Annotated in this window: 20 protein-coding genes and 1 rRNA gene; 14 read left to right on the top strand and 7 right to left on the bottom strand. The window is 42.0% G+C overall.

Annotated elements, in window-relative coordinates; all coding sequences use genetic code 11:
• Positions 1-5: 5 nt before the first annotated feature.
• Both nikB and nikC read right to left on the bottom strand, forming a co-directional pair.
• A complete protein-coding gene (gene nikB, locus CRO56_RS09685) occupies positions 6-926 on the bottom strand; it encodes a nickel ABC transporter permease (protein WP_097158433.1) in 921 nt (306 codons plus the stop codon).
• Between the two features lie 14 nt (positions 927-940).
• Positions 941-1,861 (bottom strand): nickel transporter permease, encoded by a 921-nt coding sequence (nikC, locus tag CRO56_RS09680; RefSeq protein WP_097158432.1) that lies wholly within the window; start codon positions 1,859-1,861, stop codon positions 941-943.
• Positions 1,862-2,025: 164 nt separating this feature from the next.
• Between nikC and CRO56_RS09675 the strand changes: the two genes are divergently transcribed.
• The 7 genes from CRO56_RS09675 to CRO56_RS09645 all read left to right on the top strand — a co-directional run bounded on the left by CRO56_RS09675 (position 2,026) and on the right by CRO56_RS09645 (position 11,048).
• The gene (locus CRO56_RS09675; RefSeq protein ID WP_097158431.1) at positions 2,026-3,111 is read left to right on the top strand and encodes a M24 family metallopeptidase; all 1,086 of its coding nucleotides are present in this window, start codon (positions 2,026-2,028) and stop codon (positions 3,109-3,111) included.
• A gap of 36 nt (positions 3,112-3,147) precedes the next feature.
• Positions 3,148-4,713 (top strand): glutathione ABC transporter substrate-binding protein, encoded by a 1,566-nt coding sequence (locus CRO56_RS09670; protein WP_097158430.1) that lies wholly within the window; start codon positions 3,148-3,150, stop codon positions 4,711-4,713.
• Between the two features lie 560 nt (positions 4,714-5,273).
• Positions 5,274-6,263, top strand: a complete 990-nt coding sequence (locus tag CRO56_RS09665) for an ABC transporter ATP-binding protein (RefSeq protein ID WP_097158429.1) — start codon at positions 5,274-5,276, stop codon at positions 6,261-6,263.
• Positions 6,260-7,228, top strand: coding sequence for an ABC transporter ATP-binding protein (locus CRO56_RS09660; protein WP_097158428.1), 969 nt, complete (start codon positions 6,260-6,262; stop codon positions 7,226-7,228). The genes CRO56_RS09665 and CRO56_RS09660 overlap by 4 nt, the downstream gene beginning before the upstream one ends.
• Positions 7,229-7,303: 75 nt before the next feature.
• Positions 7,304-8,947, top strand: coding sequence for an ABC transporter substrate-binding protein (locus tag CRO56_RS09655; RefSeq protein WP_097158427.1), 1,644 nt, complete (start codon positions 7,304-7,306; stop codon positions 8,945-8,947).
• Positions 8,948-9,150: 203 nt separating this feature from the next.
• Entirely contained in the window at positions 9,151-10,155 is a 1,005-nt protein-coding gene (locus tag CRO56_RS09650; protein WP_097158426.1) for an ABC transporter permease, read from the top strand.
• A gap of 11 nt (positions 10,156-10,166) precedes the next feature.
• Complete coding sequence (locus CRO56_RS09645; protein ID WP_097158425.1) at positions 10,167-11,048, top strand: ABC transporter permease; 882 nt, start codon at positions 10,167-10,169, stop codon at positions 11,046-11,048.
• Between the two features lie 89 nt (positions 11,049-11,137).
• Here the strand turns inward: CRO56_RS09645 and CRO56_RS09640 are convergent, their stop codons facing one another.
• The 4 genes from CRO56_RS09640 to CRO56_RS09625 all read right to left on the bottom strand — a co-directional run bounded on the left by CRO56_RS09640 (position 11,138) and on the right by CRO56_RS09625 (position 19,283).
• Positions 11,138-12,214: an FUSC family protein gene (locus CRO56_RS09640; protein ID WP_097158424.1), complete on the bottom strand. Its 1,077-nt coding sequence runs from the start codon at positions 12,212-12,214 to the stop codon at positions 11,138-11,140.
• A 170-nt stretch (positions 12,215-12,384) separates the two neighbouring features.
• Entirely contained in the window at positions 12,385-13,002 is a 618-nt protein-coding gene (locus CRO56_RS09635; protein ID WP_097158423.1) for a hypothetical protein, read from the bottom strand.
• Between the two features lie 215 nt (positions 13,003-13,217).
• Complete coding sequence (locus tag CRO56_RS09630; protein WP_097158422.1) at positions 13,218-17,696, bottom strand: glutamate synthase-related protein; 4,479 nt, start codon at positions 17,694-17,696, stop codon at positions 13,218-13,220.
• Between the two features lie 297 nt (positions 17,697-17,993).
• Positions 17,994-19,283, bottom strand: a complete 1,290-nt coding sequence (locus CRO56_RS09625) for a glutamate-1-semialdehyde 2,1-aminomutase (protein ID WP_097158421.1) — start codon at positions 19,281-19,283, stop codon at positions 17,994-17,996.
• Between the two features lie 174 nt (positions 19,284-19,457).
• Between CRO56_RS09625 and CRO56_RS09620 the strand changes: the two genes are divergently transcribed.
• From CRO56_RS09620 to perR, 5 genes are all read left to right on the top strand, one after another.
• Positions 19,458-19,859, top strand: a complete 402-nt coding sequence (locus tag CRO56_RS09620; protein ID WP_097158420.1) for an ion channel — start codon at positions 19,458-19,460, stop codon at positions 19,857-19,859.
• A gap of 73 nt (positions 19,860-19,932) precedes the next feature.
• On the top strand, positions 19,933-20,406 hold the full coding sequence (bcp, locus tag CRO56_RS09615; protein WP_097158419.1) for a thioredoxin-dependent thiol peroxidase: 474 nt from the start codon (positions 19,933-19,935) through the stop codon (positions 20,404-20,406).
• Between the two features lie 580 nt (positions 20,407-20,986).
• Positions 20,987-21,940, top strand: a complete 954-nt coding sequence (locus CRO56_RS09610; RefSeq protein WP_097158418.1) for a D-2-hydroxyacid dehydrogenase — start codon at positions 20,987-20,989, stop codon at positions 21,938-21,940.
• A gap of 2 nt (positions 21,941-21,942) precedes the next feature.
• Positions 21,943-22,494 carry a cob(I)yrinic acid a,c-diamide adenosyltransferase gene (locus tag CRO56_RS09605; RefSeq protein WP_097158417.1) on the top strand — a complete coding sequence of 184 codons (552 nt, stop codon included), beginning with the start codon at positions 21,943-21,945 and terminating at the stop codon, positions 22,492-22,494.
• Between the two features lie 104 nt (positions 22,495-22,598).
• A complete protein-coding gene (perR, locus tag CRO56_RS09600; protein WP_425427188.1) occupies positions 22,599-23,042 on the top strand; it encodes a peroxide-responsive transcriptional repressor PerR in 444 nt (147 codons plus the stop codon).
• Positions 23,043-23,146: 104 nt separating this feature from the next.
• Here perR and CRO56_RS09595 read toward each other — a convergent pair whose 3' ends face one another.
• The gene (locus CRO56_RS09595; RefSeq protein ID WP_097158415.1) at positions 23,147-23,506 is read right to left on the bottom strand and encodes a YgzB family protein; all 360 of its coding nucleotides are present in this window, start codon (positions 23,504-23,506) and stop codon (positions 23,147-23,149) included.
• A gap of 145 nt (positions 23,507-23,651) precedes the next feature.
• On the opposite strand from CRO56_RS09595, the gene CRO56_RS09590 reads away from it, so the two are divergent.
• Both CRO56_RS09590 and CRO56_RS09585 read left to right on the top strand, forming a co-directional pair.
• Positions 23,652-24,524, top strand: coding sequence for a nucleotidyltransferase-like protein (locus CRO56_RS09590; protein WP_097158414.1), 873 nt, complete (start codon positions 23,652-23,654; stop codon positions 24,522-24,524).
• A 466-nt stretch (positions 24,525-24,990) separates the two neighbouring features.
• Positions 24,991-25,161, top strand: a 16S ribosomal RNA gene (locus CRO56_RS09585); the annotation flags it as partial.

Below are 25,161 nucleotides of genomic sequence, written 5' to 3'. Positions count from 1 at the left end.
TCTCATTAGTTCAAATCAACGCGTTTATTTAACATACGATAAGAAATATCAACGACCATATTGACGATGACAAATATAACCGATACGAATAAAATCGAACCTTGTACAAGTGGCAGGTCTCTCATTCGGATGGCATCAATGATTAAACGTCCAACTCCATTTATGGCAAACACGGATTCAGTAAGAACGGTTCCGCCTAGGAGAGCCCCGAATTGTAATCCTACAACTGTAATGACTGGAATCAAGGCATTCTTTAAAGCGTGTTTATAAATGATCAGACGTTGCCGAACTCCTTTTGCTTTAGCTGTTCGGATATAGTCTTGACGAATGACTTCAAGCATACTGGAACGGGTCATTCTGGCGACAATTGCTGCTCCGCCGGTTCCAAGAGTTAAGGCAGGTAATATGATATGTGCGAAAGATCCCCATCCTGCGACGGGGAACCAGCCAAGCTCGACTGAAAAGTAAATAATTAACATCAGACCTAACCAAAAGTTTGGCAGGGATACCCCAATAAGGGAAACAATCATGAGCCCTACATCAGAAAAACTATTTTGTTTTGTTGCTGCAATCACTCCTGCAAAAACACCTAATGCGATTGTGATAACTATACTCCAAAAGGCAAGTTCAATCGTAATCGGGAGTCGGACCATAATCTCATCTAAAACCGGGCGGTCTGTACGAATGGAAGTTCCTAAGTCTCCTTGAATTACATTGCCAACATAGTCAATATATTGAATAATCAAAGGTCTATTTAAACCAAGTTCTTCGCGGATAGCCTCGACTTGTTCATCTGATGCACCTTCCCCTGCAACAAGCAAAGCCGCATCACCAGGCACCATTTGCATAATTAAAAATACGACAAAGGTGACGCCAAGGAGGACGGGTATCATTTGTAATAAACGTCTGATGATAAAAACAAACACTTTGGGTTCCTCCTTTATTGTTTCATCCTAGGATCTAATGCATCGCGTAAACCATCCCCGAATAGGTTGAAAGCTAACACGATAATCGCAATTGCTAAACCAGGGAACAGGGCGATATGAGGGGCAGTCCATAAAAAGTCGCGCCCATCACTCAGCATGGCTCCCCATTCCGCTGAGGGAGGCTGTGCCCCCATTCCAAGGAAGGATAATCCAGCAGCGGAGAGAATCGCTGTGGCTAGACGTAAAGTACCTTGTACGATAATAGGTGATAAAATATTCGGTAATATATGAACGAAAATGATTTTTGCGTCGCTTGCTCCTAAGACTTTAATGGCGTCGATGTACTCCATTTTTTTCGCTGCTAGTGTCGAACCTCTCACAATCCTCGCAAAAGTAGGAATTGAAAAGACTCCAACTGCAACCATGACATTGATTAAGCTGGGACCTAGCGCACTGACAATCGCAAGCGCTAATAGGATTCCAGGAAAGGCAAGAAGCACATCAATAACCCTCATAATTATGGTGTCAATCCATTTACCGTAGTAACCGGAAACGATTCCTAAAATAATCCCAAAAAAGGCTCCGATTAATACCGATACAACACCTACGGAAAGAGAAAGCTGGGACCCATAAAGAATACGGCTAAATATATCTCTTCCTTTATCATCTGTTCCCATGATGTGCTCGGAAGATGGAGCTTCTAATTTATTTACCAAATCAATTTCATAAGGATCGTAAGGTGCAATAACTGGTGCAAGTAAAGCCATGACCAGATAAATAACAATAATGAAGCCGCCAATGAGTGACATTTTATTATGCAAGAGTGCCTTGCCTAACTCCAGCCACGGCTTTTGTTTTTTTGCTGTTTTTATTGATACAGTATTCGATTTTTCTGTGTTGACTAGGCTGCTCACGTTTGTTCCCTCCTCTGTCATCTTGTTGTCCTTAAGTTATCAAAAATTCGTCATTTTTTGTCTGAATATTTAGATTAGGTAAAATTATTGTAAATTTACGACATGAAATTGAAAACATTGCCCTTATAAATTAACTATAATGAACACAACTCATCTGAAATGGGATTGAAAGGGGGAGCTCACCAATGGAACATCGAGTATCAAAATTGAAGAAAAAGATGGACGAAAATGGTTGGGAGGGAGTCATACTAATATCCGCCGAAAATCGTTATTACTTTTCTGGTTTTCAGGGTTCGAGCGGAGTGATTCTTATCCAAAAAGATTCTGAAACTCTATTTACGGATTTCCGATACACTGACCAAGCGAGGGAGCAAGCTAAAGGATTTGAGGTTGTCCAGCATCAGCAAAACATGATTGAAATGGTATGCCATTATTTTCCTTCCTATAAAGCCATTACAATCGGAGTAGAATTAGACTCACTTCCAGCGGAGATATTTTTAGAAATACAATCTAGATTACCAAATGCTAAATTAGTTAATGTTTCAACTGCTGTATATGACATTCGAATGATTAAGGATGAAAGCGAAATCGCATCGATCCAGAAAGCGATTGAAATATGCGATCAAGCATTTAATCACATATTAGGATTTATCCGGCCAGGTGTATCAGAAAAGGAAATTGGCTTAGAGCTTGAAATTGTGATGAGAAAGCTTGGGGCACAAAAAATTAAACCGAACCATGTGATTGCATCAGGTCCGAGATCATGCTTGCCACATGGACAAGCAACGGAACGCATCGTAGAAGTTGGGGATTTTGTAAAAATGGATTATGGTGCCATTGTGGACGGTTATTATTCAGACTTTACAAGAACAGTTGTAATCGGTCCGCCAAGCCAAAAGCAGCAGGAGATCTATGATATAGTGTTGAGAGCACAAGAAGAATCGCTAAAGCATATTGGTCCAGGGAAAACTTGCAGTGAAATGGATGAAATTGGACGCTCCGTTATTAGGGAGGCGGGTTATGGAGATAACTTTGGCCATAGTCTGGGGCACTCGCTTGGACTAGCTATTCATGAAAAGCCAGGAATGCGTTCAACAGACCACACGGTTCTCCAAGAGGGAATGGTGATCACGGTTGAACCAGGTATCTATATTCCTGGGTTCGGGGGTGTCCGTATCGAAGACCTCGTCGTCATTACAAAAGATGGACACCGAAATTTGACTAAATCGACAAAAGAACTTCAAGTAATACCGACCCATATTGAGGTCTAATAGATAAATCAAATAGAAGGAGAGTGAGATTCAAAAATGAATAGAAGAAAACAAACTTGGTTAGGGTTATGTTTGGCAACCATTATTTCTTTACTCTTATCAGCTTGCACAGGAAATCAGGATCCTGGTGCATTAGGAGAATCAGATAGTAATAATTCAGGGAATTCTGGGGATCTAATTATTGCTGTATTATCAGATGCCACACAACTGGATCCACATTTGGGAACCGATATCCCTTCGGCTAACGTTTACCATGGTAAAATTTTCGAAGGGCTTGTCCGTCAGGATGAAAATATGGAAATCCAGCCTGCATTAGCTACAGAATGGGAACAAATTGATGATACGACCTGGGAATTCACACTGCGGGAAGGTGTTAAATTCCACGACGGAACTGAATTTACGGCAGAGGCTGTTAAAAAGACGATTGAACGGGTTCAGGCAGAAGAAACTGCTTCACCGCGTAAAAACTTATTCGAAATGATTACGGAAGTGAATGTGATCGATGACCATAAGGTACAGTTGAAGACTGCCTATCCTTTTGCACCTTTGCTAGCTAATTTATCACACTATGCATCAGGTATTATAAGTCCTGCTTTAATAGATTCTGGAGAAAAAGTTGGGCAAAATCCAGTTGGTACGGGTCCATTCAAGTTTGACAGCTGGAAGCCAGGACAAGAAATTAAGCTAGTTCGCAATGATGACTATTGGGGAGATAAACCAAAAGTCGAGTCAGTTACATTCAAGGTAGTTCCAGAAGACTCTACTAGAATGGCAATGGTTGAAACGGGTGAAGCACACATTGCCAATCCGGTCCCAGTAACGGAGATTGAAAGAATCGAAGCCAGTGACTCGATGAAGCTGCTTCGTACAGATGCCCTTGGGATTGACTACATTGGCTTTAACACACAAAAGAAACCATTTAATGATCCTCGTGTAAGACATGCGATTAGTTATGCTGTTGATACCGAAGCCATTGTCGAAGGTGTATACAATAATGTGGGTACAGTGGCAACAGGTCCAATGGGTCCTAGCGTATGGGGACATGATCCAAATCTGAAAGGCTATGAATATAACGTTGAGAAAGCAAAAGAATTGCTTGCAGAAGCTGGATACGCAGATGGCTTTAAAACGACGATTTGGACAAATGATAGCAAGGAACGTATGGATGTGGCAGAAGTCGTACAATCCCAGTTAAAAGGAATTGGGATTGAGGTTGAAGTGAAAGTGGTAGAATGGGGTGCATATCTAGAAGCAACAGCGAACGGTGAACATGATATGTTCATCTTAGGTTGGTCTAACATGACGGGTGATGCGGATTATAACCAATATTTCTTATTCCATTCCGATGCAAGAGGAAATCCAGGAAACCGATCTTTCTATAGTAACCCAACCGTTGATGATTTGATTGACCGCGGTCGCCAAGAGTCAGATCCAGAGAAGCGATTAGCCATTTACGCAGAGGCTCAAGCAATTGAATTAGAAGATGCACCAGCCATCTTCCTCCGCAATGACGAATCATTAGCCATAACAGGGAAAAACGTAAAAGGCTTCTGGATGAGCCCAGCAGAAATCTATATGATAGATGATGTAACCATTGAATAAGAAACAGAGGGACGGTTCTTCTGTTTCAAAATGAATAATGTTTAAGCTGCAATCCTTTTGGGTTGCAGCTTCTTTTTTTGACGGGATACGGGTCTTGACAGGTACGCTCCATCAGGCAAGTCACGATAGAACTTGGAATTGACCGATAGTGTGGGATATTGACATATAGAATGAAAAATTGACCGATAAAAAGAGATTTTGACTGATAGAAAGTGAATTTTACTTATAGAAAGACTATTTGACTGATAGAATCACGAGATTGACCGATAGAATGCCAAGATTGACTGATAAAGTGCCGAATTTGACTGATAGGAAGAAATTTTGACTGATAGAATCCCAAAATGACCGATAAAATCAATATTTGACTGATACAACCATCCATGATTTTGACTAATACCTTCCGATAATCCCCAATTACCACAATCCCAACATACACTCCCTCTCTAAATTCCTTCCCCTAAACTTCCCTTTACTACTTTTCTACTAAATTGGTAGTCTTTTTTACCATTGTCCATCATAGGATAGCTAATAATGACTAGCTTACTGAAAGAGGTGGACATGTGACGAGGCAACCAGTCTTGAAGGTGAATCATTTAAGAACGTCTTTTTTTACAGCAGACGGAGAAATACCGGCCGTTGATGATGTTTCTTTTTATGTGAATAAGGGTGAGGTTTTAGGCATTGTGGGGGAGTCTGGGTGCGGCAAAAGTGTAACTTCCTTGTCAATCATGAAGCTAATCCCCTCACCGCCCGGAAAAATTGTCGGCGGGGAAATTTGGATGGAAGATGAGGACATTGTGAAGTCCTCTGAGAGACGAATGCGAAAAATCCGCGGAAATGAAATTGCGATGATTTTTCAGGAACCGATGACATCTTTAAATCCCCTGTTTACCATTGGGAACCAATTAATTGAGGGGATTCGGATTCATGAAAAGGTTTCGAAAAAAGAGGCTGAAAAAAGAGCAGTGGATATGTTAAAGCTTGTGGGCCTTCCAAGAGCCGAAGAACTGATGAAGGAATATCCCCATCAGCTTTCAGGCGGGATGAGGCAGAGGGTCATGATTGCGATGGCTCTGTCGTGTAAGCCAAAGATATTGATTGCCGATGAACCGACTACCGCACTAGACGTAACGATTCAGGCACAGATATTAGATTTAATGAAACAGCTGAATAAACAATTAGGAACCGCGATTATGCTGATCACGCATGATCTAGGAGTAGTGGCTGAAGTGTGTGAACGGGTCATGGTGATGTATGCTGGACAAGTTGTCGAAGAGGCCACTGTTTCCGATATTTTTAAAAATCCAAAACATCCCTATACCATCGGGCTGCTTCAATCAATACCAGATATTAGAGGCAAAAAGGAAAAGCTCTACTCGATCCCAGGACAAGTTCCAAAGCCGGGTTCCATCCTAAATGGCTGCCGTTTTTATGCGCGCTGTCCACATGCCATGGATCGGTGTAAGGGGGAAGACCCGTCGCTTTATCAGGTCGGCGAGGGTCATCAGGTCCGGTGCTTTTTGGCTGAAGAAGGGAGGGAGGTTTATTGAGTACAACCCTATTAAAAGTAGAAGGAATTCAAAAGGCTTTTCCGATTACCGGGGGAATTTTGGGCAGAAAGGTTAGGGAAGTCAAAGCTGTTCAGGATATTAGTTTTACATTAAATAAAGGTGAGACCTTTGGGCTTGTTGGCGAAAGCGGCTGCGGAAAATCAACGACTGGCAGGATGCTGCTCCGCTTAATTGAACCGGACCAAGGCAGTATTTGGTTTGAAGAAAAAAATCTGACTCAGTTAAAACAGGACGAAATGAGAAAAATGCGCAAACATATGCAGATGATTTTTCAGGATCCTTTTGCGTCTTTAAACCCGCGGCATTCGGTACAAAAAATTTTGGAAGAGCCCTTAATTGTTCATGGAATAACAGATGCAAAAGAGCGCAAACAAAGAGTGCTCGAAATGTTGGAGGTGGTGGGCTTAAGTCCTTACCATGCCAAAAGATACCCGCACCAGTTTAGCGGCGGACAAAGGCAAAGAATCGGGATTGCCCGTGCCTTGATGACGAGGCCAAAATTGATTATTGCGGATGAGCCGGTTTCGGCACTTGATGTTTCGATCCAGTCCCAGGTATTAAATCTCCTATCTGAACTGCAGGAGACTTTTGCACTAACGTATATTTTTATTTCCCATGATTTAGGGGTGGTTCGCCATATCAGCGATCGGGTCGGGGTTATGTATTTAGGAAGGATGATGGAGCTTGGCGGTACCGAGGATTTATATAGTGAGCCGCTCCATCCTTACACGAAAACACTGTTATCGGCGATACCAGTTCCTGACCCGGATTTGAACCGGGATCGGATTGTGGTAAAAGGGGATGTTCCTGATCCGGCCAATCCTCCTGCAGGCTGTCCTTTTCATACACGCTGTCCTGATAAAATGGATGTTTGCTCAAAGGAACTTCCAATTTTTAAGGAACACAAACCAGGTCATTTTGTCGCATGCCATCTGTATCAATAAAGAGGAATTTTTTGTCTCATACAAGCATATGCATTGATAGGCTTACCATTAGGTAAAAAAGAAGGGGGAAATTGAATGAGGAAAAAAAGTTGGGGTAAGTGGCTCAGTCTTTTGTTAATTGTCATGCTGGTGCTGGCTGCATGCAACAGTAACAACACAGCTGAGGAACCGGAAGAGGAAGAACCTGATACAGAGCAGCCGAACAATGATGACGCAGGTGATGATGGAACTGCCGATGAAGGCGAGACAATGGATACGCTCGTCTTTGGCAGAGGCGGTGATTCAGTCGCCTTAGATCCGGCGATTGCGACGGATGGCGAATCTTTCAAAGTTACGAAAAATATTTACGAAACGCTTGTAGAGTTTGGTCCGCAGGATACGGAACTTTATCCGGGGCTAGCAACCGAGTGGACTCCATCTGACGATGGTTTAACCTACACCTTAAAGCTGAGAGAAGGTGTAAAATTCCATGATGGTACTGATTTTAACGCAGATGCGGTTGTCTACAACTTTGAGAGATGGAAAGCGGGCAGCAAAGAACAGTTTTATTACTATAACTCCCAATTTTCAGGCATTATTGACACTGTAACAGCTGTTGATCCTTATACGGTTGAATTTAAGTTAACAAGACCATTGGCACCGTTTCTTAAAAACCTGGCCATGTCACCATTCGCCATCGCCAGCCCAACGGCGATTGAAGAGCACGGTGACAAATTTACAGAAAATCCAGTCGGAACAGGGCCATATATATTCCAAGAATGGAAGCGCAACGACCGGATTACGATTGTGAAAAATGAAAACTATTGGGATTCAGAATTTCCAAAGCTTGAGACGATTATTTTCCGCTCAATTCCAGATAATTCAGCCCGTGTGAATGCACTTATGTCAGGTGAGGTTGATTTAATCGATGGTGTGAACTATAGCGATATGCCACAGATCGAAGCAAATCCTGATTTGCAAGTATTTAACCGGCCTTCTATGAACATTGCCTACCTCGGTCTTACAGCGACAAGAGAACCTTTCAATAACAAGCTTGTTCGTCAGGCGATCAACCATGCGATAGACAAAGAAGCGATTATTGCCGCGTTTTATGAAGGAGCAGCGCAGCCGGCAGTCAACCCAATGCCGCCTGTTATTGCCGGATATAATGATGAAATTGCAGGTTATGAATACGATCCTGAAAAAGCAAAACAACTATTAGCTGAAGCAGGCTTTGCAGATGGCTTTGAAATGGAGCTATGGGCGATGCCGGTTCCAAGACCATATATGCCAAACGGACAAAAGGTTGCCGAAGCGATTCAGGCAAACCTTGCCGATGTGGGCATTACAGCAACGATTGTCACTTATGAGTGGGGTGTCTATTTAGAAAAAGCTAGACTTGGTGAAGCAGATGCATTCCTGCTTGGCTGGACAGGTGATAACGGGGATCCAGATAACTTCCTCTATGTATTGCTTGACAAAGATTCAATCGGAAGCAACAACTACACGTATTATTCCAATGATGAACTGCATGAAATCTTAATCCAGGCCCAATCTGAAACGGATCCGGCTACACGTGAAGCCTTATACAAGCAAGCTCAGGAAATCATCCATGAAGATGCCCCTTGGGTACCGCTTGTCCATGCTGAACCAGCTTTAGCCGGCAAAAAGGGAATCGAGAACTTCTTGCCGCACCCAACCGGCTCTGACGTCCTTGCCGCTGTGACATTTAAACAATAATGACAACCAAAAAGAGGGAGGCGAAAATCTCCCTCTTCCTTGTCTAGACAATGTGTTTAGTCTCGGTAGAGCGGGATTTAGTCTCGGTAGCAGGGGATTTACTCTCGGTAGCGCGGGTCTTACTTTCAGTTACCGTCGCAACTTATGTTAACCCATTATCAAATAGTGTCCAAGCCTCGAAAAAGAAGAAATGAGGTGAAAATTTGTTCGCCTATACGATTAGAAGACTTTTACAGTTAGTTCCGGTTCTCTTTGGTTTGTTGTTTATCGTTTTTATGATGATTCGCGCCATTCCCGGTGACCCAGCCCAGCTGATTTTAGGACAGGCTGCTACCAAAGAAGCCATTGATGCCATGAGAGAGCAGCTTGGTCTGAATGAACCTTGGTACACTCAATTTTTTATCTACGTTGCTGGCTTATTTTCTGGGGACCTTGGAACATCCATCCGAACGAACAGCCCGATAACAGAGGAGATTTGGCCCTTTTTAGCAGCAACGTTTGAGCTATCTTTCTGTGCGATGCTAATTGCGGTTGTAATAGGTGTAAATGCAGGAATTATCAGTGCTTGGTTTAAACGGTCATGGTTTGATTATAGTGCAATGGTTTTGGCCTTAATCGGGGTTTCGATGCCAATCTTTTGGCTTGGTTTAATGGAGCAGTGGATCTTCGCCATCCAGTTAGAATGGCTCCCAACCTCAGGGAGAGAAGAAGTCCGAAATCCGGTTGAAGCAATCACCCACCTATATTTAATTGATACCTTAATGCAAGGAGAGACCGGACAGTTTTGGGTAGTTATTAAACATTTAATTCTGCCAAGTGTTGCTCTCGCCACAATTCCGATGGCGATCATCGCCCGGATCACAAGATCGACCATGCTTGAAGTGATGAATTCTGATTTTATCCGGACGGCACGGGCAAAGGGGATGTCGGCGTTTTGGGTGGTTTATAAACATTCATTAAAAAATGCGGTTATCCCTGTGCTGACAGTCATCGGTCTGCAGACAGGCCTGCTATTAGGCGGTGCGATTTTAACGGAAACAATTTTTAGCTGGCCAGGCATTGGCCGTTATATTTATGAAGCAATCAATTATCGGGATTACCCGGTTGTACAGTCAGGAATTCTTATAATAGCTATTCTATTTGTCTTCATAAACCTCATTGTGGATCTTTTGTATGCTGCAATTGATCCGCGTATCAAGTATCGCTAGGGGGTGCAGAAATGGAAGCGAAACTAATAGAAATAAAGGATAATGAACAACCTGTTTCCCCATGGATTGAGGCGTGGAAGATATTTATGAAAAATAAATTGGCATTAGCGGGAGCTGTTATTGTTTTATTTTTTATAGCGATTGCCTTGCTGGCACCTGTCATTGCCCCTACAGGCTATAACGATCAGGAAATCGCGAAACGGCTGCTCGCTCCATCCAGTGAGCATTGGTTTGGTACAGATGATTTTGGCCGCGATATATTTTCGAGAATTATATACGGCGCCAGAATTTCGCTTTGGGTCGGATTTTTCGCAGTTATGGGCTCGATGATTGCCGGGTGTTTGTTGGGGATTATTGCAGGCTATTATGGAAGATGGGTAGATGCGATCATATCAAGGTTTTTTGATATTTTACTAGCCTTCCCAAGTATCTTGCTTGCGATCGGGATTGTTACGGTTCTTGGGCCATCTTTAAGGAATGCTTTGATTGCAATAGCGATTATAAACATTCCTAACTTTGGCAGGCTAATCAGGTCAAGGGTTCTAAGTGTGAAGCAGGAGGAGTATATCGTAGCTGCAAAAGCAGTTGGCATGAAAAATCGCCGCATCCTCTTCCAGCATATTATGCCAAATAGTATGGCTCCTATTATTATTCAGGGATCATTAGCAGTAGCAACGGCGATAATTGAAGCTGCCGCATTAGGGTTCTTAGGATTAGGTGCCGAGGCGCCTCAGCCTGAATGGGGCAAAATGCTGGCAGATTCACGCAACTATTTGTACAATGCACCGTGGACAATGATTTTCCCGGGGCTAGCGATTATGCTGACCGTGCTCGGCTTTAACCTGATGGGAGACGGACTCCGAGATGCCCTTGATCCTCGGATGAAAGAATAAAAGACAAGATCAGTCCCTTTTTGGGCAAGGGGTGATCTTGTCTTTTTGTTTTCGGCATACCTTCTTTTAAGGAATAGCCTGCTGATTGATTAAACTTCTTCTTCCTCAGTAATAGTTAGTATATTTTCTTCTTTATGAAAGGTATAGAAGTTATGGATCAGTTTCTCAAGATGCTCTAAATATTCTCCGTATTCCATCACATCTGAAATCAGCTGAAGCATATGGAATAAGTGATATTGATCTTCGCGATCCATACATTTTTCATACAAGAAAAAGAGATCCATAAGTTCTTTTCGGAATTGAGTATGTTTTTCGGATAACTCCGAAGTTCGAACCTTGCCTAAAAATTGAAGCAGCAGCTGTTCGTGTAAAACCGTCAGCGTATTCAAGTGTTCATGAATCGCTTCTTGAAACCCTTCAGGCATCAGATGGAGTTCATTCTCATAGCGGTGCAATCTCTTTAAAATATTTAAAGCGCGTCCGCTTGTGGAGATCATGTGACGGTAAATCACGAGTTTTCGGTATTTACTTAAAGCCGTTTTCTTAAAATAGTTACGCTCTTCTTTATAAAGAAGATAAAGCTGATCCATTTTTACCAGATTTTCTTTGAGTTTTTTAATATCGGCTTTTAAAAGCGTGTGTTCAGAACTCATGCTAGGCTGGATCCGAATCCAGCGAATAATTTCATCCGTTGTATTGGAAATGCGGTAGTATAGCTTTGTTTCATATTTCGGCGGCAGAAACACCAGGTTAATGACAAAGGATGAAGCAACCCCAACCATAATCGTAGAAAAACGAAGCAAGGCGTAGGAGAATAATTCACTCCCCGGGTTCTCCATTATCGCAATAACGGTTACTAACGAAAGTCCAATCGTACTATCTGTTTTTAATTTTAAATTAATGGCAATCACGACAATAGCCGCAAGTCCAATAACTAAAATATCGTTTCCGAGAAAATATACAAATAAAAAGGCGACGACTGCCCCTATAATATTTGATTGAATCTGTTCAATAATTGATAAATAAGATCTGTAAACAGTCGGCTGAATCGAAAAGATAGCCGCAATTCCGGCAAACAAAGGAGCGGGTAAGCCCAGAATTTCAGCTACAAACAGAGCCAACATAATCGCTAACCCAGTTTTAAAGATCCGTGCACCTAATTTCATAATTCAAATTTTTCCTCGCTTTTTTTAGTTAATGAGCTAGTCTTATATAGCCGCTTTTAAATCATATTCAAACTTAGCTTGCTCATGACACCTTAATATTAGCAATCTAAGCATTATTGTACTATACATGGGTTAGTGAGAATGTTCAAGAGAAAAGTTGGGTGGAGGAACTAAAATAAGGAAGAAAGTGCGAGAGCAGGAAGGCAGGAGAGGTGCAACAGAAGTTGAGAGGGTGCTCCAGAGCAGGTAATGGACTTCATAGCAGGTAACAGCGCTCCAAATTGGTGCAGCGTCGCTCCAAAACATTGAAATCCGCTCAAACTGGGTGGAAGAGTGCTCCAAAAACATTGAAATCCGCTCAAACTGGGTGGGAGAGTGCTCCAAAAATATTGAAAGCCGCAAAACCCAGTACCGCGCGCCCAATTAATGGCGAACCCCGCCCAAAACGCAGCACCACCCGCCCAATAAATGGCGAACTCCGCCCAAAACGCAGCACCACCCGCACAATTAATAGCGAACTCCGCCCAAAACGCAGCACCACCCGCCCAATAAATGGCGAACTCCGCCCAAAACGCAGCACCACCCGCCCAATAAATGGCGAACTCCGCCCAAAACGAGGCACTACTCGCCCAATAAATGGCGAACTCCGCCCAAAACGCAGCACCACTCGCCCAATAAATAGCGAACTCCGCCCAAAACGCAGCACCACCCGCCCAATAAATGGCGAACTCCGCCCAAAACCCAGCACCGCGCGCCCAATTAATAGCGAACTCCGCCCAAATCTGCATCACGCCGCCTAATTATCGACCATACCGCCCAAATCTCTCCAAAAACGCCCAATCCACCTCCACCCAGGACATCAATTATTACCCCCAACATCTAAATGAATAAAACCCACCAGTAAAACCCTTAAAAACCTTATCAAATAAAAACTCATACACAAAAAAGCCCGCCGCCACAAGTAATTTGTGGCAGCGGGCCAACTAACCAATCCAGACACCTGTCACTCTGTTGAAACAGATGGGTCGGCTTGTTCCTTAGATGGAATAACCTGAACAAAATGTTTTTCTGGATTGTTTTGGAGCGATTTAATCCAATTAATTTCTTCATACTGTTCCGTATCAGCCAGGGCAGTTAAATACGAACCAAGCAGTTCAATGACATCTTTTTTGCTGTTTTCATCTAAAGACTGGATGGAAACCTTCGCTCCTTTTGCGATTCTGCGGCGAAGGGCTTCTTGAGTTAATCCAATCGCTGGATCGAGACGAAGGTAGACGACACCGCCTGTCATACCTGCACAAATCCATGGACCAGGATCTCCTAAGACAAGACCTCTTCCGTTTGTCATATATTCGAAGGCAAAGCCTTTGATGTTGGCATGAACCGCTAAGTTTCCATTTTCCTGTTGCGGAACTGGAACTTTGCGGTGACCTCCGATAATAAGGTCGGCACCGGATAAACGGATTCCGGCCCGGGCATCGGCATTGCCTTGAGCAATAAGCAGACCAGATTGAGCGCCATATCCAAAGCCTTTACCGACTGAACCATTGTAGAAGAAACCGTCTTTTCCTTTTCCTTTTAGGACGGCAATTTTACCGCCAAATGAAGTCTTTCCGACCCCGTCTTGTGCTCCGCCTTGGATGGAGACGGTGATGCCTTCTGTGTTATATGCAGCGAGCCCATTTCCAGGAATCGATCCTTTTTTAAAGCTAAAATGAACTGCAGGAAGCTGGCGATAGGATCCGTCTAGACGTCCTCTTACACGATGGCCGGAAACTCGGCTTCCTAAAACGCGCTGGTTTGAGATAATGCCGACGAATTCCTTAGATTCACGAATATCGCTAAAGGAAGCGTCATAGCTTTCGGCACCAACAGCCATAGACAGAGAATTTTCTTCAAGCGCAGCAGCTGCTTCAATGGACGGCATAGACTCAACTGTAATTGGTTTAAGCAACTCACTTAAATCAAGCAGTTCTAGTCCTTTCGCATGCTCAAGTAAATCCGAACGGCCGACTGCATCCTGGAGATTTTTCACACCCATTTCAGCAGCTAAACGTTTCAGTTCTTCACCGAAAGCGGAGAACAGATTAACGATTCCTTGGACAGCAAGGTCAAATTGTCGAGGAACAAACCGGCGCAGACCATGTTCTTTTGCCTGAACCTCGGTTTCAATTTGCGTTGCAATCCCAACATGACATGTATCCAAGTGACAGCCGCGGCAAGTGGTACATCCAATTGCGATCATGGAAAGGGTACCGAAACCGACTCGGTTTGCGCCAAGAAGCATCACTTTTAGGACATCTTTTGCACTCTTAATTCCGCCGTCAGCCCAAATTTCAACTTTATATCGTAAACCTGCTTCTAATAATGCGTTGTGAGCTGCTTTTACCCCAATTTCGACTGGAAGTCCTACATATTGAAGAGCGTGAATCCGTGCCGCCCCAGTTCCGCCATCAAAGCCGCTAAGCGTAATAATATCAGCGCCGGCTTTTGCGATTCCAACCGCAATCGTTCCGATGTTTGGTACAACAGGAACCTTTACCGCAACCTTAGCTTGATCATTAGCAGTTTTTAGCTCATGAATCATTTGGGCCAAATCTTCAATTGAATAAATATCATGGTTGTTAGAAGGTGAGATTAAATCCGATCCAATCGTTGCATTTCTCGCTTCGGCAATTTTGGCTGTTACCTTCGAACCAGGCAGATGTCCACCTTCTCCAGGCTTCGCTCCTTGACCAATCTTAATTTCTAATAGATTAGAAGAATTGAGGAGCTCTGCATTCACTCCAAAGCGACCTGAAGCGATTTGCTGTCCTCTTGTCTTCGGGTACTTCCCGAGCATATCTTTAATTTCTCCGCCCTCACCATTCATACTGACCATGTTTAACCGATCGGCTCCTTCTGCATAGGCACGGAAGGCAATTTCGTTTTGTGAACCGAATGACATCGATGCAATCACGAATGGGAGACTGTGATCTCCCACTGAGATATTGACATCAGCTGGGTTAATCGTGGATTTTTCGTTCTTTTTCAGCTCGGTTAAGTGACGAATTGTTGTTGGGTTTTCTTGTTCTTGTTCATCCATTTTTTCCCGATAAGCTAAATAGTCACCCGTTTTAGCTACATCACCGAGTGCCTTCCATATACGCGGGAAGAGGTGGAAGGTTTTCCCGATCCGGGTTGATTCATCATTATAATCCATAGCACGCTGCAGTGAGTCTTCTTTTAAGTAGTCGAAGTTATGTTTGACTTGGTCAGACCCAAGGAAGTTGACAATCTGCAGCACGTCTGCGACTTCATCATGAAGCCCGATGCTTGAGAAGAGACGTCCATAGCCTCTAAGCTCGTGAATTCCAATGGTAGAAATAACTTTTTCAATGCCTTTATTTAGGGCAGAAAAAAGATTCACGACAGGATTTGGTTCTCCGTCAAATACAGTTGTGAACATATAATATGGGTTCACGGCATTAGCTCCAAGGCCAAAGGCAATCATGAGATCATGCAACGATCTCATCGCAGCAGACCGTACTAGAATCGAGCACTCTCTCCGCAGTTTTTGTTTAACGAGTTCCTGGTGAATGGAAGATACGGCCAGATGCGGATCGATCCATAGGTTCCCGTCACGGTGAGCCATTTTGTCATCAAGGATTAAAATCGTGTGCCCCTCAGTAACGGCAGCGACTGCTTCATCGTTTATTCGCTCTAGGGCTTCAGCAATCGTTTCTTCCTCTGTAAATGTTGTTGAAATCGAATAGCTTAGCTTTTTGCTTTCAAAGAAATAAACGACTTGTTCATAACTCGGCTGTTCGATCGATGGGCTCGTTAAACTGCCAATTTTTCCTTCGAGTAAAATGGGACTCGCAAGCTGGATAATCTCCTCGATTTGAGTACCACCGCCAAGAGCAGGTCTTTTTCCTAAAATGGTTCTGGTTGAGAAGTGTTCCATTTCCCGGTCGCGGTCAATCGCCGGATTTGTAACAACGGCCACACTTTCCTTAATAAAATCACTGATGTTGGATCTACTTGGATTCATAGCTGCAAGCGGTGCGTCATGTCCTAGTGAACGAATCGGTTCTGCACCTTTTTCAGCCATTTGCTCCAGCAGCTGAATATGTTCTCTTTCCCAGCCAAATGCATTGTATTGTCCATTGGTGATTTGATTATTGGAAATTTCGACAATTCTATTTTCAGGTTCCGCAATGGTAGGAGGGTAGAGCTGTTTTCTCACGCCTGCAATCTCGTGTCTGCTCGAGAATCTTTGATAAACCTCTTGCTGATAGTCCTCCATAAAGTAAACACGAATGTCTTCACCATGCCATTTCAACCCTACTTTTTCACCAGGGCCGAGCGGCTTTGGATCATCTACGTATTCAGAAGTCAGTTTGATTCCCGGTTCAGATGAGAACAGATAAGAAGACTCTGTAGATAGTAACCATAGAGGTCTTAATCCGAGCGCATCGACACTAAATACGGCCTCATCCTTGTAGCGCGAAATAATGGCAGCAGGGCCTTGCGCGAAATGCCCCCATGCCTCACGAATATACGTATATAAATCCTGCAAATGCTCTGGATAGGACTTAATTTCATTAATAATTGGCGGGAATGCAATATCTACAGCTTCGAATAAAGAATACCCTTTTTGAAATATGAATGACTCAATCGTTCTGTTTAGGTTTTGTGAGTCACTTCCGCCATCGACCAATGGAACATCCAGCATTCTCGCCTCGTCCTCAAGCTTAGAGATGGTGTTAATTTCTCCGTTATGTCCTAAAATACTGAAAGGCTGTACTCTAAAAAAGTTAGACAATGTATTAGTCGAATAACGGTTATGACCTAAAGTCATGGTAGAGGCAATTAACGGGTTGGAAATGTCTTTAAAATATTGAGAAAGCAAATCTCCCGCACCCATTACTTTATAAACCGCATGATGCTGGCTAAAAGAAGCCACGTGCACATTTAAATTATTTTCAGCAGCTATGATAAATTGAAAGATTTTTTCATTATAGGCTTTTTCGTCGGAAGCATCGCCTAATACAGCGATTTGCCAAAATACCGGATTTTCTATCCGAGCTTTGGGCCCTAATGCTTCTTCTCTTACTTCCTTAGTAGATTCAAAGACTAATTGAAAGCTATTGTCAGATAAAAGCTGCTTTAATTCAACAATAGCCTGTTCGTGATTATTTCGGCTGATAAAAAAATGACCCACTGTAAAGGCTGGGTCATTAACGAGGGAAGGATCAGCGTTGTTTGCTTTAAGCTTTTCTTTCCATAATGCTTTAGGGACGTCGATATGGATACCAACCCCGTCACCTTCGCCATTAATAAAACCAGCACGATGATTCATCGTAATTAGCGCATTGATACAATTCATAATATTTTCTTTTGTAGGGATTCGCTTTTTTTCAATTGAGGCTACAATTCCACATGCATCGTGTTCAGCATGAAAGTATTCGGAAAATTGCTTGGGACTCCATTTTTTCATTAGAATCGGCTAACTAAGTTCTACCTTAGCAGCCTTCACCTCCTTTAAAAACATTTGTGTGGGCAGGAACATATGTAAGGGTATTCAAGATACAGGAGTGCTAAAAGACAGAATAGCAAAATAGATGGAAAATTCAGAACGGTACCACTATCTTATCATAAGAATTTTCTGAAATCAAATAATTATGCAAATGATTGAATGGTAATTGGTGCCACCATAATGTAAACGCTTGCAAAAGTACAAGCAAAATAAAAACAGAGTGGAATAATATTCACCACTCTGCATAATTTTTCATTTTTACTTTAATTGTGAAAAAGCGTTATCAACAGCTTCAAGTGTTTTTTCAACATCTTTTAATGTATGAGCCGTTGTTAAGAACCATGCTTCGTACTTAGATGGGGCTAAGTTAATTCCTTGGTGGAGCATTAAATTAAAAAATCTCGCAAACATTTCGCCGTCGGTTTCTTGAGCCTGCTCATAGTTTTCAATTTTTTGATCGGTAAAATAAACAGTGAGGGCACCTTTAAGCCGATTAATGGTAATTGAGACACCGTGCTTCTCAGCTGCCTGAAGAATTCCGTTTTCCAGCACTACGCCGAGCTGGTCTAATTTTTCATAGACACCCTCTTGCTGCAGAACTTCTAAACAAGCAATTCCGGCAAGCATCGAAGCAGGGTTTCCTGCCATTGTTCCAGCTTGGTAGGCTGGACCAAGCGGCGCAACTTTCTCCATAATTTCTTTCTTGCCGCCGTAGGCACCGATTGGCAGCCCGCCGCCAATAATTTTTCCTAGAGCAGTCAGGTCAGGCGTTACCCCAAGCAGGTTTTGTGCTCCGCCATACATAAAACGAAATGCGGTGATGACCTCATCATAAATAACGAGGGCCCCGGCATTGTGGGTTAACTCATTGACTTGTTCGAGGAATCCCGGATTTGGCTCAACAATTCCGAAGTTCCCAACGATTGGCTCCACTAATACAGCAGCAATCTGGTTACCCCATTTATCTAATGCTTCTTTTAAAGGTTCAATTTCATTAAATGGAACGGTGATGACTTCCTGGGCAATACTTTTTGGTACGCCAGCAGAATCCGGTGTTCCTAAAGTGGATGGGCCTGACCCAGCAGCTACTAATACAAGATCGGAATGACCATGGTAGCAGCCAGCAAACTTCAGGATTTTATCTCTTCCAGTATAAGCGCGGGCAACGCGAATCGTTGTCATGACCGCTTCTGTCCCTGAATTGACGAAACGTACCTTATCTAAGGATGGGATAGCTTCCTTTAACATTTTGGCAAACTTAACTTCATGTCTCGTCGGTGTTCCATATAGAACCCCAGTCTCCGCGGCTTTTGTAATTGCTTTTGTAATATGCGGGTGAGCATGTCCGGTAATAATCGGACCATACGCTGCTAGATAGTCAATATATTTATTGCCGTCGACATCCCAAAAATAGGCGCCTTCTGCCCGTTCCATTGCAACAGGTGAGCCGCCACCGACAGCTTTATAAGAACGAGAAGGACTATTGACACCCCCAACAATATGTTCCAATGCTTCTGTATGTAACGCTTCCGATTGTGAAAAATTCAATCAAGACACTCCTCTAAGGTTTAATCGATTTTATTGTAGCATGCGAATCTTGTTTTCATAAAGGGAGGCGGATTTGTTCAAAAAATCCATAAATTTTAAGGGGAGTATTAAGGTTTAAGAATAGTTCAGACAGCCTGTCTCATATATTGGTAGAAAAAAGATTAGGGTGAAGGCATGTTCATTGTATTTATGGTATTTATCATATTTATCCTTTCTTTAAGCCTGAGTGGGGTGATAACGGATGACCGTTCCCGCAGACCTAAAATCAGCAGGTATGTGTATTATTATATATCGGTGTATTGGACCGTATTAATAGGTTTTGCCTTGCTTTACCTTATTTTGACTTTAAATGGCATAACCGTGATAAAGGATTTAGAACGTGGTAATTACTTTAATATGTTAACGGACTCTTTATATGTGAGCGGGATGACATTGTTTGCTGTAGGGTATGGTGACTTTGTTCCAATCGGGATCGGAAAGCTGATCGCGATCATTGAAGCGTTTACCGGTTATATAATCCCGACAAGTTTTGTCATAAAAGTAGTAAGGCAAGAGGCACACCGGTCCTTCAACTAAAGCGGGAAAGTTGTTTTTCACAGCGGCTTTCGTTACCCTATACCTAAAGAATTTGTCAGCAGGAGGAATAATGATGACAGTGACTGTTGGAGAAAAAGCACCGCAATTTGAACTTGTGGCCAGTAACGGTGAAACCGTAAAATTATCTGACTACAAAGGTAAATATGTAGTCCTTTATTTCTATCCTAAAGACATGACCCCAGGCTGTACAACCGAGGCATGTGACTTTCGTGACTACTATGAAGAGTTTAAGGAATTGAATGCCGTGATATTAGGGGTAAGTACAGATCCGATAAAATCTCATGAAAAATTCATTAAAAAACATGGTCTGCCGTTTTTATTACTGGCTGATGAAAATCATGAAGTCGCCGAAGCTTATGGTGTGTGGAAGCCGAAAAAAATGTTTGGCAAAGAATTTTTGGGGATTGTGCGATCCACTTTTATTATTGACCCAGATGGAAAAGTAGTGCAGGAATTCCGCAAGGTGAGAGTGGCAGGGCATGTGGAAGAAGCCCTTGAGTTTATAAAAGAACATAGCGCTAAATAAAATGGCCCATTTTTAAAAAGGGGGACAATTGTCCATGCCGAACTCGTCTTGCGAGAATAACTTGTTATTAGGGCATACCTCCTCAATACTTCTCGGTTACGAGTCCACAAGGTGGGCTCGTATTTTTTTGTGGGTGGTTGGGTTTGATTATCTTGGGCTGTATACGGTAACGGAAAGGTGAGTCGGGAATAGAGGGTGCTGCGTTCGGAATAGAGGGTGCTGAGTTCGGAAAACCGAGAGTTGAGTTCCGAAAACCGGGAGCTGAGTTCCCAATTAACAGGTGCTGAGTTCGGTTAACCGGCTTTTAGTTCGTTTATCGAGTGTCTGAGTTCGTTTATCCGGATTTATGTTCGTTTAAAAGGTGTGTAAGTCCGTTTATTCTCTGCTGAGTTCGGTTAACGGTTAACTGAGTTCGGTTACCAGGCTTCTGAGTTCTGTTATCGTCTACTGAGTTCGCTAATCCGATCCTGAGTTCGTTTATTTGGCACCTGAGATGAAGATTCTGCAGCAAAATGTCTCCCTTCCAAATTATTTCAATGATAAAATGAATAAAAAGATTTCGAAAAAGGGGGATCCATCAATGAAAATCGTTTCCTCAATCTTGCCTTCCGCGGATTTGCAAGAACAAGTTCGTCAGCTCTTTCCCGAAGATCAATTTCTTTTTAATAAGGGAATAAAGGGAGATTTTTATAATGAATTTTTAGAAGCCGAGATTTTTATTACATATGGGGAAGATTTAACGGCCCAAGATATTGAAAAAGCCGAGAATCTGCAATGGATATCCGTCATGTCTGCAGGAGTCGAAAAATTACCTTTTGAAGCGATTCAAGCAAGAAATATCCTAGTTACAAATGCCAGAGGGATTCATCAAATTCCGATGGCCGAATATACACTTGGTATAATGCTGCGGCATGCGAAACGGTTCGATCGTTTTCTTTTCGAACAAAAGGTAAGCAACTGGAACCGCCGTATTGAAACAGAAGAACTATATGGAGCTACCGTTCTTATCCTCGGGGCTGGAGCCATTGGCGGTGAGATAGCCAAACGCTGTCAATTATTTGGCATGCATACAATAGGCGTGAATACGACTGGAAGGAATGCTGAGAATTTTGACGAAATGTATAGTATGGATCGATGGGAACAACCACTTCAGCAGGCAGATTATATTGTTTCCGTATTACCGAGTCTTGAATCAACCAAGCACTTACTGCAAAAAAAGCATTTTAAATTAATGAAACAAAGTGCAGTTTTTATTAATATAGGACGAGGCAGCCTAGTCGAGATCGATGTTCTAATAAATGCCCTTCAGGAACAGGAAATTGCCCATGCTTATTTAGATGTGCTAGAAGAAGAGCCTCTTCGAAAAGAAAATCCATTATGGACAATGGAGAATGTTACGATTACTCCACATATCTCGGGGAAGAGTAAGCGCTATTTGCCGCGGGCTTTTGACATTTTTTCTCACAATCTTCATATATTTAAAGGAGTACCTGGCGAAATGAAAAATGTGATCCAATTGGACAGGAGGTACTAATCATGAAAATATATACTAAATCCGGTGACAAGGGATTGACCTCACTTGTTTACGGGGATCGGGTTTCAAAAGCTGATTTACGTGTAGAAGCATATGGCACCTGTGACGAAGCGAACTCATACATAGGTCAAGGTGTAAGTTTTTTACAAGCTGTTGATTTTGAAGGTAAAGAGGAACTTTTGCGTATACTACATACTGTACAGACGATTCTTTTTCATGTCGGGGCTGAGCTTGCTACACCTGCAGGAAAAGAAGTGAAGTGGAAATTAGAGACTGGCCATATAACAGAGCTAGAGGTAAGCATCGACCAATTAGATGCCAGCCTTGCTCCATTAAAAAACTTCATCTTGCCAGGCGGCCATCCGTCAGGTGCTAGCTTTCATGTGGCAAGAACAGTTGTAAGGAGAGCTGAACGGCTCGCTGTCAGAATTGGCGATAGCGTTAATCCGCTTGTTCTTTCCTATCTAAATCGATTATCTGATTTTCTTTTTGTCGTTGCCCGTTATGTAAATGCGAATACTGGGTGTTTGGAAAAAAACCTTCATGAAATTTAATTTTAGGGATTCCGCCTATGCTAGATATTGACAATAAGTCTAAACTCCTAGTACACTAATTATAAATATTATAATCTGATAATACTTTTCAAGAAAGAAGGTGCATGACGGTGACCCAAGTTCAACTTAAAGAGGCTATATCTGCTTTGAAAGACACAGGTGTTCGGATCACACCACAACGTCATGCGATTTTAGAGTACTTAATTCAATCAATGAGTCATCCTACAGCTGATGATATCTATAAAGCGCTTGAGGGAAAATTTCCAAACATGAGCGTAGCCACAGTTTACAATAATTTGCGCGTATTTAAAGATGTGGGGTTAGTGAAAGAACTAACATATGGAGATTCATCCAGTAGATTTGATCTTGTGACTACAGATCATTACCATGCTATTTGTGAGAGTTGTGGGAAGATTGTAGATTTCCATTATCCAGGACTTGATGAAGTAGAACAATTTGCTTCACATGTTACTGGTTTTAAAGTAACTCATCATCGCATGGAGATTTACGGAACTTGTGATGACTGCAGCAAAAAAGAAACGCATTAAGAAAACTGAAAAGTCGCTCACTCGAGTGACTTTTTTAATTTAAATAAAAAAACGAGGCTAACCAGTTAATGTGGCTAGCCTCGTTTACGTGTTTTTTAAATAAATTATAGCTCCTTAGATTTCCTTTTATTATTATAACCCTCATTGAATTCTTTTCCTTCTAATGCAGGGTCAAGAGTCAGCGGTTCATTGCAATACATACATATATCTACTCGGCCGAGGATTTTGGTGACTTTTCCGCAGCTTGGACAGGTAACCTGTACTGCTTTTGTTGATAACATACCAATCCAAAAATAAACAACTGTACTGGCAATTATAAATAAAAGACCAAGTAACATAAAAATCGTCATGATGATTGGTTTAGTGCGAAAAAAAATGCCAAAGTACATGACAATAAAGCCAACGAAGATTAAACTTAATGCGAATGTGCGGATTTTATTAATCTTGCTAGAGTATTTAAGCATAAAGATTGTCCCTCCTACGGTACAATATACCATACTTTTTTATCTTCTAATAATACTTCATTGAAAATAGATTCGTGGTACGATTAAGGAGGACTTTTGATTAAATTGTAGAAATAGATGTTATTAACCAATTGGAGGAGAGACCATGGAAGATATCCTTCGACCCATATATCAGGAAAGAGCAAGCCAGCCTGGAACATTAGGCGTTATTCTTATAGAGAAAAATCAAAAAGCCAGTGCATTTACGGACACATTTGATGCCGTATTATTAGTCATTACAAATGATGAGACTAACAAAGTATATATAAAACACTATGCATATGAAAATAAAAAAGCTGCGCTGCACATTGTGAGTGAAACACAATTGCGGGAATGGATTATGTTTGGAACGAACCGAAAAATCTTTGAATGGCTGTATAATGGAAAAATTCTATTTGACCGAAACGAATTTATGGACCAGCTTAAAGAGGAAATTAGAGACTTCCCGTTTTATGGCAGAAAAGTAAAAATGGGTTTAGAATTTGCAAAGCTTATTCGCCGCTATATGGACGGAAAGTCTTTCTTTGAAAATAAACAGTATTTAGACGCGTACAACCATGTAGTTCACTCTCTACATCATTTAGGGAGATTAGCGGTCATCGAAAATGGCTTTCATCCGGAAGTGACCGTTTGGAACCAAGTAAAGCAAATTGAGCCGGAAATTTATAAGCTATATGAAGAACTTGTAACTAGTGAAGAGACACTGGATAAAAGACTGGAGCTTTTGTTTCTTGCCAGTGAATTTCTAATTCATTCTAAAACTGAAATAGGTGCTGGTCACTTATTAGAAGTCTTAAAGGAAAAAGAGTATTGGCAGTTTCAAGAGATCCTCACTCATCCAGAACTTGAAATCTATTCTGTCGATTTAGGGATGCTTATTGAATACTTAGTCGAACGAAAAGTAATCAAAGTTATCGAAAAAGAGACCAAGGGTTCAGGACTGTTCCACCGATTTTATGCGTACACTTCAGAATCATAAAAAAGAATAACGCAGGGACTCTAAAGACAATAATCTCTGCGTATATTTTTTTTGAAAAAATGGTTGACTCTATAGGTGTTATCTTGATATAGTATTAAACGTCGCTGATGCGACCAGCAAGAAAGAAAAACAACTAGAAATTTTATATTGACACTCTTGAATGAGGGTGTTATGATATAAAAGTCGCTGTTTTAAGGCGATTAACCAAAAAATGCTCTTGCATCATAACATTAAATCGGAAGTGAAAATTCGATTTAATAGCAAGAAAGCATTAAATCAAAAAATACTATTGACGCATAATGATTTATGTGTTAACATAGTAATCTTGCTCCTGCATCAGAGCTTTTTCGAAGAAGTAATCTTCAGCTTGAGCATGGAAACAAGAAGTAACACATTGTTCCTTGAAAACTGAACAAAGAAAAGCGTCAACGTTAATTCTATTTTTTAAAGAGCTATATCAAACACTTTTATGGAGAGTTTGATCCTGGCTCAGGACGAACGCTGGCGGCGTGCCTAATACATGCAAGTCGAGCGGACCTTTAGGAGCTTGCTCCTGAAGGTTAGCGGCGGACGGGTGAGTAACACGTGGATAACCTGCCTGTAAGACTGGGATAACTCCGGGAAACCGGGGCTAATA

This window comes from Bacillus oleivorans (genome assembly GCF_900207585.1).
GTDB classification, from domain to species: domain Bacteria; phylum Bacillota; class Bacilli; order Bacillales; family JC228; genus Bacillus_BF; species Bacillus_BF oleivorans.
The sequence above is the reverse complement of the archived record's forward strand: the minus strand, read 5'-3'. Positions and strand labels throughout refer to the sequence as shown.